Raw genomic sequence first — 12,325 nt, 5'->3', positions numbered from 1 at the left:
TTTGGAGACAAGCTTGTGACCATCTTTCTTGCGGCCATGCCTGATGTGATCATCCTGCATGCACACGCGAAGGAGCCCCTTCGGATCTCGGTTCGAAGGGGCTCCTGCATCTATGTTAAGGGGTATCTTTATATTAGGACGCCAATCTTAATATAAGCTTAAAATGCGATTAGAATAACATAAATTCATTTTTTCTTGTCAGCCCTTATCCACGGCCAACAGGAAATTCCGAAGCTCACGACTGCACCGAGGACATGTTCATCCGACTCGCCTCCTTTCCGGTCGACGCACTCAAGCTGTAATGAAAAAGGCTCCCTCCCGGGAGCCCCAGATTGTCGAGAAACCCTGCACTTTTTTCAAAGTACAGGGTTTCTCCCTTTTTAAGTGGTCACTTCAAGAGGGGAAATGGGGGGATTACCCCCTGTTTTCCAGGCGATCCAAGTGGATCGCCATCTTCTTCATATTCTGCACGGTTGCTGTCATCAGAGCTTGTTCCCTGACGTTTTGCAACCCGCGCAACCGGCAATAGCGAAACCCATGGAGCTCTTTGGCATCCGCGAAGCTTCGCTCAATCGTTTCTTTTCGTTTTCGGTATAAATACTTACCGGATCGACTGAGCCGGTTGTTTCGTACCCATTCCTTGCTGTCTTCCCAGACATGGCGCGTGACGACCTTGCGGTGATTCCGTGAACGGGTACATTGCTCCAGCATCGGGCAAGTCTTGCAGTGCTTCGGGTCGGAGGCATATTGCCGGTATCCTTCTCGATTCGTGGTGCGATACAACAATTCATGCTGGAGCGGACAAATATAACGGTTACGCTCGGCATCATAGGTAAACTTCCACTTCGGAAACAAGCCTTGGGTCGGATGAAATCTCCGGTGAGCAATCACGCCAAAGATCCCCCGTTCCTGCAATCCTTTGCAGATGGGGGTTGTTAAATAACCTGAATCCAGGGCAACGGCTTCAACTTCAAAACCAAATCGCTCTCGTTGGCGATCCAAACGCGACAAATACGGTACAGAATCATGAACGTTTCCCGGCGTGACGTGGACATCGGTAATCAGATTGTATTTTAGATCAACGGTCCGGTGATCTAAATAAAAGAATCCTTCCGGTTTGCCATCGCGAATCATATAACCGCTATCCGGGTCGGTTTTGCTCACCTTGATTTCTTTCTTCTCGACCACATCCTCTCTGGGTTTTAAAGCTTTTTTCCATGCGCCTTCCGGTCGGCTTCTACTGCGCCATTGAGTTCGTCCATGTAATCTCGTGTGTTTTGTAGAACCTGCTGCTTGGTGTACTGGTGTTTGTTCGCATTGGCCTTCACATGCGTGGAATCCGAAACCAGGACTCGTCCGCCGACCATGCGATGCTCGATTGCCTGCAGCACAATCTCATCGAAGATATCTTGAAAGATAGTAGTGTCTTTGAAACGAGTCCGTCGGTTCCAGCTAATGGTGGTATGGTCCGGAACTTTGTCTGTCAATCCCAAACCAAGAAACCAACGGTATGCCAGATTTGTCTGAATCTCGCGTTCCAGTTGACGTTCTGAACGGATGCCGTAAAAATAACCGAGGAAAATCATCTTAAATAACACGACAGGATCGATGGCTGGTCGCCCATTATCAGCACAGTAAAGCGGACGGACCTTTTCGTCGATGAAAGAGAAATCGATATACTTGTCCACTTTACGAAGCAGATGATCGTGGGGAACCAATTCTTCAATCGAAACAAACTCGTAAGCCTGCTGTTTTTCTCGGTTAGAACGCAACATATTTAACACCCTTCCGAACAGTTTATTTACTAAATATTATACAATATTAACGCGGTGTCGTGTTGAACTAAATACACAAAAAAATAGCTGTCGAGACTTTCTCGACAGCCTGAGGCTCCCTCCCGGGAGCCCTTCATCTTGCCATATTGCAGGGTTGTTGAACCCTTATATTACATCATGCCACCCATGCCGCCCATGTCTGGAGCAGCAGCTGGTTTTTCCGGTTCTGGCTTGTCAGCGATCACCGCTTCAGTCGTCAGGAACATCGCTGCTACGGAAGCAGCGTTTTGCAGTGCGGAGCGAGTGACTTTCGCAGGGTCAACGATACCTGCTTCGAACATGTTCACCCACTCGTCAGTAGCTGCGTTGTAGCCGATACCGATTTGTTCTTTCTTCAGACGCTCAACGATGACGGAGCCTTCTTGACCCGCGTTCGCAGCGATCGTACGGATTGGCTCTTCAAGCGCACGCAGCACGATGTTCACGCCTGTCTTCTCGTCGCCTTCTGCGTCTACAGCAGCAACCGCTGCGTATACGTTCACGAGAGCCGTACCACCACCGGATACCATACCTTCTTCCACAGCAGCACGCGTAGCGTTCAGAGCGTCTTCGATGCGCAGTTTGCGCTCTTTCAGCTCAGTTTCCGTAGCTGCGCCGACTTTGATTACGGCTACGCCGCCAGCCAGTTTAGCCAGACGCTCTTGCAGCTTCTCTTTGTCGAACTCGGAAGTGGTTTCTTCGAGCTGCGTACGGATTTGTTTCACGCGAGCTTCGATGTCTTCCTTGTTGCCTGCACCGTCAACGATGATGGTGTTTTCTTTCGTTACACGCACTTGACGAGCGGTACCGAGCTGCTCGATCGTTGCGGATTTCAGGTCAAGACCAAGCTCTTCGGTAATCACTTGACCACCAGTCAGAGCAGCGATGTCTTGCAGCATCGCTTTGCGGCGATCACCAAAGCCAGGCGCTTTAACAGCTACAGCGTTGAATGTGCCGCGCAGCTTGTTCACGATCAGCATCGCTTGCGCTTCGCCTTCGATGTCCTCTGCGATCAGAACAAGGGATTTGCCTTGTTGTACGATCTTCTCAAGGATTGGCAGAATTTCTTGCGTGTTGCTGATTTTTTTGTCGGTGATCAGGATGTATGGATTTTCAAGCACAGCTTCCATTTTATCCGTATCCGTAATCATGTATGGAGAGATGTAGCCACGGTCGAATTGCATACCTTCTACGATTTCCATCTCTGTCAGGAAGCCGCGGGATTCTTCAACGGTGATAACGCCGTCTTTGCCCACTTTTTCCATCGCTTCAGCGATCAATTGTCCTACTTCTTCGTCCGCAGCGGACACGGAAGCAACCTGAGCGATTTCCTGCTTGTTTTTCACTTCTTTAGCAATGTTGTGCAGCTCGGTTACAGCCGCTTTAACCGCTTTGTCGATCCCTTTGCGAACGACCATAGGGTTAGCGCCAGCGGTTACGTTCTTCAGCCCTTCGCGAATCATCGCTTGAGCGAGCACAGTAGCTGTCGTTGTACCGTCACCGGCAACATCGTTTGTTTTCGTAGCAACTTCTTTAACAAGCTGAGCACCCATGTTCTCGAATGCATCTTCCAGCTCGATTTCTTTAGCAATGGTCACACCGTCATTCGTGATGAGCGGGCTTCCGAATTTTTTCTCAAGCACCACGTTGCGGCCTTTAGGACCGAGCGTTACTTTTACTGCATTAGCCAAAGCATCTACACCGCGAAGCATTGAGCGACGGGCTTCTTCACTGAACTTAATATCTTTTGCCATGGTATAACATACCTCCCTAGTCGATTATGGATATTCAAACATGATATATGCAGGCGCGTGATTAGCCTAAGATCGCGTGGATGTCGCTTTCTTTCATAATCAAGTATTCTTTACCTTCATATTTGATCTCTGTTCCGGCGTATTTGGAGAAAATGACACGGTCGCCTTCCTTCACTTCCAAAGGTACGCGAACACCGTCTTTCAGGGAGCCGCTGCCTACAGCAATGACTTTGCCTTCTTGCGGCTTTTCTTTAGCGGAATCAGGAAGTACAATCCCGAATGCCGTAGTTTCTTCTTGTTCGATCGGTTCTACCAATACGCGTTCACCTAAAGGTCTGATCATGAAAAATAGCCTCCTTTAAATATGTTGTACATGCTTTTATTACAAAAAGCCATATGTATTAGCACTCGACGTCTGCTAGTGCTAACAACCAACTTTATGATACTCAAGTTGTCACAAGATTTCAAGCCCTTTGCTCATTTTTTGATCAATTTTTTGGGACATGAAATCCTGCTTGCCCATGGCTGAAAACACCCCTCACCATTGTATCCAAGCCTGACCGAAATATGCCTATTATCCCGCGTGTCGATCCCCGTCGCTGCCAAGGCCGGAACCGGCCTCGAAATTTATCAAAACCCGTTTCCTGACCGATATGTTATGAAGAAACGCACGCTTAACCTGTCGGATTCTGAAGTCTAAAGCGAGGTCGAGGTGATCAATAATGTATGAGCTCACCGATGAATGCAGCATGGAGCACAGCACCCAGGCGATGAAGTCCGCCCTGATCGAGCTGATTCTGGATCAAGGCTACGATCAGGTAACCCTCTCCGATATCGTCCGAACAGCGGGCACCCATCCGGATACCTTCCGCGAACATTTTGCGGACAAAGACGAACTGCTCGAGCGGGTGACAAACGATTTTCTGAACGGTCTGGGACATGTCTTGATTCGCCCCTATGTACGATCTCGAACGCTCCACGCCAATCAGCTGGCTGCTGAAGCACTACGAATCTTTCGCTATATCTATGAACACCGGCCGGTATTCCAGGCGCTGCTGGCCGCTCCTGCCAATCTGCATCAGCGACTGTACAGCCGGATTCGGTCGCATCAATCGACCACGGTCCGGCTGCTGAGCGGCCGACCTGAAGAGATCGATGACGACCTCCTGATCAGCTACACCATAACGACAGCTCTGGGGCTTGTGATGGAATGGACCAGGCAGGGCTTCAAAGCTACCGCCGTCGACATGGTCCGGCAATTGAACGAGCTTGTAGGCACGAGACTCAGCAATCCGGCCTGCCGGCCATAATCCATCGGCCACACGAGCTGCCGCATCCCCGCTCCCTTGAACCGCCCATAAAAAAAGACAGATCGCTTATTCCATAGGTCACGATCTGTCCACTGTTAATATCCTGATTGTTGAATGGCTTGGCAGCCTGTCAGCTAAGCTCTTTCCCTGCTGAACCCATCGCCCGCTGAGCCTGAACTGCCTAGTTGTCGTCCTCGCTGACCTGCACATACCGGCTTTCTCTTTCCATATCCGCCTCCAGCTGCTTCCGGTAGATCGCTGCCGACAGGAACACACTGAACTCATACAGCAGCAGTAGCGGAATCGTCACCAGGAAATCGGAGATGAAATCCGGCGGCGTAATAACAACCGCGATAAAGACCAGTGCAAAATAGGCCAGCTTGCGCATCTTTTTCAATCTTAACGGATTTAATATCCGGATTCTCGTCAAAAACATGACCACCAGCGGCAGCTCAAACACCAGCGCCAGCGGCAGCACCAGATTAAACATGAAATTGAAATACGAGATAATTCCGTACGTCTCCGTCAGTCCCATGTTCTGGGTGATCGTTGTCGTAAACGTCAAGGTCATCGGGAAGACGATATAGTAACCGAACAGCACCCCGACAATAAACAACAGAAACGCATAAGGAATATAGGCGACCGTGGCCTTCTGCTCCTCCTTGCGTAGTCCCGGCTTCACAAAGGCCCAGAGCTGGTAGATGATGAACGGAATCGAGATGACGAGCGAGAACACGGCTGCAATCTTCATGTAAATGCCAATGCCATCCCAAAAAGAGAGCGCATGCAGCTCGAACGTGCGGGCATGCTTCGCTTCAATCAAGTATCTGTAAATCGGATCCGCCACGAACAGCCCCGCAATCAGCCCGGCTACAAATACAATGAGGACCACAATGATCCGCTTGCGCAGCTCGCCCAAATGCTCCGTTAACGCCATTTGCTTCATTTGATCAGACATATTTGAACTCACACCATCCTATCTGTAACCCGTGACATAAGAAAATCCCTCCCGAAGGAAGGGATATTCCCACACCAACCGTTATTCAGGCAGACGTTTGTTATCCGCCTTCGTTTCTTCCACTGCAGCCGTCTGGCGAGCTTGATCTTCCTTCTTCGGAGCCGGCTCGTCTTCGATAATCTCACGGGCGCCGTTCTTGAATTCACGGAACGTTCTTCCGACCGCACGGCCAAGCTCCGGCAATTTATTCGGACCGAACAACAGCAGCGCCAAAATCACGAGCAAGATTAAGCCCGGTACACCTATTGTACTACCCATTCTATGTTTCCTCCTTGTCCTGTGTTGCTGACCTTCAAGGACCTATTGGGATATTTGTCCACAGTCGATACTCCGGCACAGCTTGCCATCATTGTCACATTGATTCCAGCATACCATAATATTTAACAACTATACAGATGACGTTCTTGCAAAAAGCGCGAAAGCGCGAAAGAATTACCGGCTCGACAAGCCTGAAACGCCTGTCCGATCTGTCCTACAACTGCTCCCGGTATTGCCCCGTCACCATCAAGAGCGCTTCGGGAAGCTGATCCATGACGGCCGCCAGATTCTCATGGACACCCTTCGGGGACCCCGGCAGGTTCAGAATCAGCGTCCGCCCGCGGATGCCGCATATTCCGCGGAACAGCATCGCTGCCCGGTTCTTCTGCATCACCGTCGCTCTCATCGCCTCGGCGATGCCAGGGACCTCGCGTTCGATGACCCGCTTGGTCGCCTCTGGTGTGACATCCCGAATCGCCAGCTCCGTTCCGCCGGTTGTCAGCACCAGATCCAGCTGATAGTAGTCTGTCAGTTCAATCAGCGCCGCAATAATTTCATCCTGCTCGTCCGGGACGATCCGGTATTCAATAATTTCTCCACCAAGCTCTTCTTCCACCAGTTCCCGGATAACCTGGGCGCTCGTATCTTCACGCTCCCCCCGCGCGCCTTTGTCACTCGCGGTCAGGATCGCCGTTTTCCACACCATGAAGGCCCCTCTCCCTTCCCTCTCTATCCGAAACTTTGTATTTATCCTGCTCTTTAATTCATTGCTCGCTCTGTTCCTTTATGTAATCGCCGCTTTTTCCGCCGGTTTTGCGAACCAGCATCGTCGGCCCGATCACCATATCCTTCTGAAGCGCCTTGCACATATCATAGACGGTCAGCGCCGCAGCCGAAACGGCCGTCAAAGCCTCCATCTCAACCCCCGTCTTGCCTGTCGTTCTCACTGTGGCCTCGACATACAGCTCGTCCTTCGCATTATCGGCGAACGTGATGTCAATTCCGGTCAGCGGCAGCGGGTGGCACATCGGGATGAAGTCCGCTGTTTTCTTCGCCGCCATAACGCCAGCCACCTGGGCCACCGCCAGCACGTCTCCTTTACCGATCTTGCCCTCCTGAATTTTGACCAGGGTATCCGGATGCATCGTAACCGTCGTGCGGGCCGTGGCCGTGCGGGCGGTCACTTCCTTGTCGCTAATATCGACCATGCGGGCTCTGCCCTGTGTGTTAAAATGACTCAGTTCCATCCTTCACCCTCCGTATGCTGCTCGTTTCGTGTCGTACAGCCCTCGTTCGTAACCAGGCCGTCCAGTACCGCATCATGCCTGTCCATGGGCACCTGATCCACGACTTGAATCTCGTAGGCAAGCCCCATCCACATCGTGCTCTTGCTTGTGCCAGGCGCATTCCGTTCCGGGTCCTGACGCAGCCTGTTCAACTTGTCATGCAGCCGGTCGTAGTACCCTCCCCCGTATCCGAGCCTGCCTCCCTTCCTGTCAAAAGCAAGTCCCGGGACCCACACGATATCCGGGGCAGCATCCTCATGCCGCTCTGCAACAGCAGGGTCCGGCTCAAGAATGCCGTAAGCTCCCGGTACGAGCTGATCCCAGCTGCGCAGCAGGTACAGCTCCATCGACCTGTCGCGGGGAATGCTTCGCGGCACGAGCACCTCGATGCCTGCCCCCCACGCCCATTCAACAAGCGGCCGGGAATCCAGCTCGGAGCGAAACGGGACGTAGACCAGCATCCGCTGCAAGCCGCGCTGCTCCATTAGCTGGGCCGCATGCCGGCAGGCAAGGAACGAAAGCTCCTGCCGCGCTTTCTCGGCAAGCGCATCTCGCCGCTTCGACATCTGCTGCCTGAGCTGCTGTTTCAACTGACGCTGCTGCTTGGCCGGAGGTCCGATCTGATACTCACTCTCAAAAGGCAACATGACCTGTCCCCTCACGTTGATTTAAGTTTAGTTTACCACTGTTACCCTCGTTCGCCAAGAATCCCCCCAGCCTCTTTCAAGGTCGATTGTTCGACCATTTTCATGTAAACTGAAAATTAAGAATCGAAGATTTGCATATCATCGATGCATACAGAAATATGGAGGTTCCTTATCATATGCTGCTGCAAGCTAATGGCATTACGAAATTATATGGTGTTACCCCTGTGCTTGAAGGAATCCATCTTCAGGTGCTGGAAAGAGAGCGGATCGGTCTTGTCGGCGTTAATGGCGCAGGCAAGTCGACCCTTCTGAAAATACTCGCAGGCGAGATGTCCTATGACAGCGGACAAATCTTCAAGGCCAAGGAAACGACCGTCGGTTATCTCGCCCAGAATAGCGGACTGCAATCCGCGCGGACCATCTGGGAGGAAATGCTCGACGTATTCACCCCGCTGCTGGAGACTGAACGGGAACTGCGCCAGATGGAGCAGCTGATTGCCGATCCGAAATCGAGCGAGGACCCGAAGCGCTACCAGGACCTGCTGGACCGCTACGCCGTCCGCTCAGACTGGTTCAAGGACCACGGCGGGTATGAGATCGAAACGCGGATTCGCAGCGTACTGCACGGGATGGGCTTCGGCTCCTTCGCACCGGACACGCCGATCGCCACGCTCAGCGGCGGGCAGAAGACCCGGCTGGCGCTGGCCAAACTGCTGCTGCAAGCTCCGGACCTGCTGATGCTGGACGAGCCGACGAACCATCTGGACATCGCCACGCTGACCTGGCTCGAAGACTACCTGCGCGGCTATGCAGGCGCACTCGTCGTTGTGTCCCATGACCGCTACTTTCTGGATCGGCTCGTGACGACCATTGTCGAGATTGAACGCCGCCACTCGAAGCGTTACACCGGCAATTACAGCCGCTACATCGAGCTGAAGGCGGCCGAATACGAATCCCAGATGAAGCAGTACGAGAAGCAGCAGGATGAGATTGCCCGCATGGAGGCGTTCATTCAGCGCAATCTGGTCCGGGCTTCAACGACCAAGCGTGCGCAGAGCCGGCGCAAGGCGCTGGAAAAGATGGATCGCATGGACAGACCGATGGGGGAGCTAAAGAAGGCTCACTTTTCGTTTGAAGTGGAATATATGTCTGGCAAAGACGTGCTTCAGGTGAGCGGTTTATCCGTCGCCTTTGAACCGGGAAGTCCGCTGTTCCGGGACGTCTCTTTCGATCTGCATCGCGGCGAGACCGTGGCGCTGATCGGGCCCAACGGTGTCGGCAAATCCACGCTGCTCAAATGCCTGATCGGCACGATGCAGCCTTCAGAGGGAAGCTTTCAGTGGGGCACGAAGGTCAAGCTCGGTTATTACGACCAGGAGCAATCGGAGCTCAATCCGAACCATACCGTGCTGGAAGAGCTGTGGAGTGCTTATCCGCATATGGAAGAAGCCCGAATCCGGACCGTGCTTGGCAACTTCCTGTTCAGCGGCGAAGATGTGCTCAAGAAGATCAGCTCATTAAGCGGCGGGGAGAAAGCCAGGGTCTCTCTGGCCAAGCTGATGCTCCTTGAAGCCAACATGCTCATTCTGGACGAACCGACCAACCATCTGGACCTGTATAGCAAAGAGGTGCTGGAATCCGCCCTCATGGATTATGAGGGGACACTCCTGTTCATCTCCCATGACCGCTACTTCCTGAACAAAATGGCCGAGCGCATCGTCGAGCTTCATCCGGACGGCGTTCAGCATTTCCTGGGCAATTACGACGACTACACCGAGAAGAAGCAGGAGCTGCTGGACTTCAACGATGAGCCCTCCGAGCCCTTTGCGCGGCATTCGGCCAAGACGGAGCATAAACCGGAGGCTCCGGAGAAGCAGGGCGCAGTATCCTTTGAAGCCGAGAAGCAGGCGAAACGGGAGGAGCGCAGCCGCAAACGGAAGCTGGCGAGCCTGGAGAAGCAGATTCATACACTGGAGACGGAGATTGCCCAGATTGAAGAAGAGATGACCCGTCCGGAAATTTTTCAGGATTATGTGGCGCTTCAGGAGCGGCAGGAAACTGTCGACAACAAAAAAGAATTGCTCGAGCAGATTTTTGCCGAATGGGAGTCCCTGCTGGAGGAATAAAAAAATTTCACAAACCTGTTTCAAAATCGAATATTGCACTTATGCACAGCGTTATCCCCAGCTTTAGTGTATAAGTAGGATTTGAAAATGGCCTTCGCGGCCATTTTTTTGTTGTTCTGCACCCATTTCCGCGCAATATCCAGCTTTATCCACTAAATTATTCACATTATCCACAAAAAAATCCCGGGTTTCTGAAAAGAATATCCCCTCTTTTCAATCCGTCTTCAAACGCCGTTATTTCGACATTTTTCTTACTTATACACAATTTTCACAGGATATGTGGATAACGTTGTGCACATCTTGACAAGAATCGCCACACTTTTGCGGACATCCTTGCGACCTCCATCACGATAAAAAAGAGCGGTCCCGTTTGGACCGGACACACTCCCGGCAGCCGCCGCCCAAGTCAAGATCTCATCTCGACGAACGTCTGCAAGGGGAATGCATCCGGTCAACCCGGAACTGCCCTCTGGTATATTCATGGAACTATCGCATGCCATCGCCACAGCATGCCAAGCATGCCGCTAACGTTTTGGCTTACATCCAGCTTTCCAGCGAAAGCTGCGGATCTGCCTTCAAATCAAGCGGATCTTGACGCTCCCGCTTCCATTTCAGATGTGCGGCCGCCGCAATCATCGCCCCGTTGTCCGTGCAATACTTAAACGGCGGGATGGTGAGCTGAATCCCTTCGGCCTCGCAGCGGTCTGTCAGCGCCGTCCGCAGGCCCTTGTTAGCAGCCACACCGCCGCATAGCAGCAGCTGCTTCGCTCCGAACTGCTTCACAGCCCGGACGGCCTTCTCCACCAGCACTTCCACCACCGATTCCTGGAAGCCGCGGGCAATCGCTCCGGCCGGCACGTCTTCCCCGCGCATCTTGCTCTTGTTAACCGCGTTCAGCACTGCGGATTTCAGTCCGCTGAAGCTGAAGTCATAGGAGTCCGCCTCCAGCCAGACGCGCGGCAAATCGGCTGCCGCCTCGGCTTCAAGCGCGAGACGATCCACGTGAGGCCCACCCGGATACGGAAACCCGAGCGCACGGGCTACCTTGTCGTACGCTTCGCCCACCGCATCATCTCTCGTTCTGCCGATCAGCTCGAAGCTGCCTTCCTCTTTCATATACACCAGCTCCGTATGTCCGCCGGATACGACCAGCGCCATCGACGGATATTCAATCTCGCCTACGAAGCGGTTCGCATAGATATGCCCCGCAATATGATGCGTGCCAATCAGCGGCTTATTCAAGGCAAACGCCAGGCTTTTCGCCGCCATCATTCCTACGAGAAGCGCCCCGACCAGCCCGGGCCCCTGCGTCACCGCAATCGCCGACAAATCGTTCTTCCCGATGCCGGCCTCGCGGATGGCTTCCTCTATAATGTTCGTAATGCTCTCGACATGTTTCCGCGATGCCACCTCAGGCACCACCCCGCCAAAAGCCTTATGGGTTTCAATCTGGCTGGCGATGACGCTGGAGAGCACCTCGCATCCGTCCTTCACCACAGCGACCGAGGTTTCGTCACAGCTTGTCTCAATCGCCAATATACAGCTATGCTGCCGATCCGTCTTTATATCATTCATGATAGCCTTTGACTTCCTTCCGTGCCTTCGTCCTCCCGGTAGGGAGGCAAGTCCGCCCACATAATCATCGCATCCTCATGGTTATCGGAGTAGTATCCTTTGCGGATGCCGGCTGGCCTGAACCCTTTTTTCAAATAGAGCCTCTGGGCAACATGGTTGGACACCCGGACCTCCAGCGTAATCTTCTCCATCCCCATATAAGCCGCCGTCTTCATCAGCTCCGTTAACAGCCGGTCCCCCCATTTGCGGCCGCGATAGGCCTCCTTGAGGGCAATGTTCGTAATATGCGCTTCATCTACGATCGTCCACATGCCGGCATACCCGATCGTCCGGCCTTCATATTCCATCACCATATAATGAGCAAAATGGTTCAGCTTCAGTTCATTATGGAACGCTTCCTCCGTCCAGGGGACGGTGAAGGCTTCCCTCTCCACGGCCAGAACATCAGGGATATCCTGCTCCGTCATTAATCTGAAGCTCAAGCCTTCCTCATCCCATGGCGCGCTCGATTGCGACTCGTTCACTCGTTCCGACGCT

General features: G+C 52.8%; 12 protein-coding genes. 2 read left to right on the top strand and 10 right to left on the bottom strand.

Translation table 11 applies throughout. The annotated features are described in order from the left end of the window. Nucleotides 1-414: 414 nt before the first annotated feature. The 3 genes from MKX64_RS15115 to groES form a co-directional block, all read right to left on the bottom strand. A protein-coding gene (locus tag MKX64_RS15115) for an IS1182 family transposase (protein ID WP_095268202.1) occupies nt 415-1,775 on the bottom strand; the annotation gives its coding sequence in 2 pieces (ribosomal slippage) (nt 415-1,208 and nt 1,208-1,775; 1,362 coding nt in all). 170 nt (nt 1,776-1,945) lie between these two features. Beyond that, nucleotides 1,946-3,568 carry a chaperonin GroEL gene (groL, locus tag MKX64_RS15110; RefSeq protein ID WP_095264787.1) on the bottom strand — a complete coding sequence of 541 codons (1,623 nt, stop codon included), beginning with the start codon at nt 3,566-3,568 and terminating at the stop codon, nt 1,946-1,948. 61 nt (nt 3,569-3,629) lie between these two features. Then, entirely contained in the window at nt 3,630-3,911 is a 282-nt protein-coding gene (gene groES, locus MKX64_RS15105; RefSeq protein WP_095264786.1) for a co-chaperone GroES, read from the bottom strand. Nucleotides 3,912-4,290: 379 nt separating this feature from the next. Here groES and MKX64_RS15100 point away from each other — a divergent pair, with 379 nt between their 5' ends. Beyond that, the gene (locus MKX64_RS15100; protein WP_155618071.1) at nt 4,291-4,878 is read left to right on the top strand and encodes a TetR/AcrR family transcriptional regulator; all 588 of its coding nucleotides are present in this window, start codon (nt 4,291-4,293) and stop codon (nt 4,876-4,878) included. A 181-nt stretch (nt 4,879-5,059) separates the two neighbouring features. On the opposite strand, the gene tatC is transcribed toward MKX64_RS15100, so the two are convergent. From tatC to MKX64_RS15075, 5 genes are all read right to left on the bottom strand, one after another. Beyond that, nucleotides 5,060-5,836: a twin-arginine translocase subunit TatC gene (tatC, locus tag MKX64_RS15095; RefSeq protein ID WP_155618070.1), complete on the bottom strand. Its 777-nt coding sequence runs from the start codon at nt 5,834-5,836 to the stop codon at nt 5,060-5,062. An 81-nt stretch (nt 5,837-5,917) separates the two neighbouring features. After that, nucleotides 5,918-6,154, bottom strand: a complete 237-nt coding sequence (gene tatA, locus MKX64_RS15090) for a twin-arginine translocase TatA/TatE family subunit (RefSeq protein WP_095264783.1) — start codon at nt 6,152-6,154, stop codon at nt 5,918-5,920. A gap of 214 nt (nt 6,155-6,368) precedes the next feature. Beyond that, nucleotides 6,369-6,860, bottom strand: a complete 492-nt coding sequence (locus tag MKX64_RS15085) for a MogA/MoaB family molybdenum cofactor biosynthesis protein (RefSeq protein ID WP_155618069.1) — start codon at nt 6,858-6,860, stop codon at nt 6,369-6,371. 58 nt (nt 6,861-6,918) lie between these two features. Continuing rightward, the gene (moaC, locus tag MKX64_RS15080; RefSeq protein ID WP_095264781.1) at nt 6,919-7,401 is read right to left on the bottom strand and encodes a cyclic pyranopterin monophosphate synthase MoaC; all 483 of its coding nucleotides are present in this window, start codon (nt 7,399-7,401) and stop codon (nt 6,919-6,921) included. Beyond that, the gene (locus MKX64_RS15075; RefSeq protein ID WP_155618068.1) at nt 7,392-8,087 is read right to left on the bottom strand and encodes a 5-formyltetrahydrofolate cyclo-ligase; all 696 of its coding nucleotides are present in this window, start codon (nt 8,085-8,087) and stop codon (nt 7,392-7,394) included. Before MKX64_RS15075 ends, moaC begins: the two co-directional genes overlap by 10 nt. Nucleotides 8,088-8,263: 176 nt before the next feature. Here MKX64_RS15075 and MKX64_RS15070 point away from each other — a divergent pair, with 176 nt between their 5' ends. Continuing rightward, complete coding sequence (locus tag MKX64_RS15070; RefSeq protein WP_095398113.1) at nt 8,264-10,213, top strand: ABC-F family ATP-binding cassette domain-containing protein; 1,950 nt, start codon at nt 8,264-8,266, stop codon at nt 10,211-10,213. 537 nt (nt 10,214-10,750) lie between these two features. Here the strand turns inward: MKX64_RS15070 and tsaD are convergent. Continuing rightward, on the bottom strand, nt 10,751-11,788 hold the full coding sequence (gene tsaD / locus MKX64_RS15065) for a tRNA (adenosine(37)-N6)-threonylcarbamoyltransferase complex transferase subunit TsaD (protein ID WP_341036465.1): 1,038 nt from the start codon (nt 11,786-11,788) through the stop codon (nt 10,751-10,753). Next, nucleotides 11,785-12,255 carry a ribosomal protein S18-alanine N-acetyltransferase gene (rimI, locus tag MKX64_RS15060; protein ID WP_095264823.1) on the bottom strand — a complete coding sequence of 157 codons (471 nt, stop codon included), beginning with the start codon at nt 12,253-12,255 and terminating at the stop codon, nt 11,785-11,787. Before rimI ends, tsaD begins: the two co-directional genes overlap by 4 nt. Nucleotides 12,256-12,325: the final 70 nt, after the last annotated feature.

This window comes from Paenibacillus sp. FSL M8-0334 (assembly GCF_038000405.1).
In the GTDB taxonomy this organism is placed as follows: Bacteria; Bacillota; Bacilli; order Paenibacillales; family Paenibacillaceae; genus Paenibacillus_AQ; species Paenibacillus_AQ campinasensis.
This window is presented reverse-complemented; position numbering and strand designations above follow the sequence as displayed.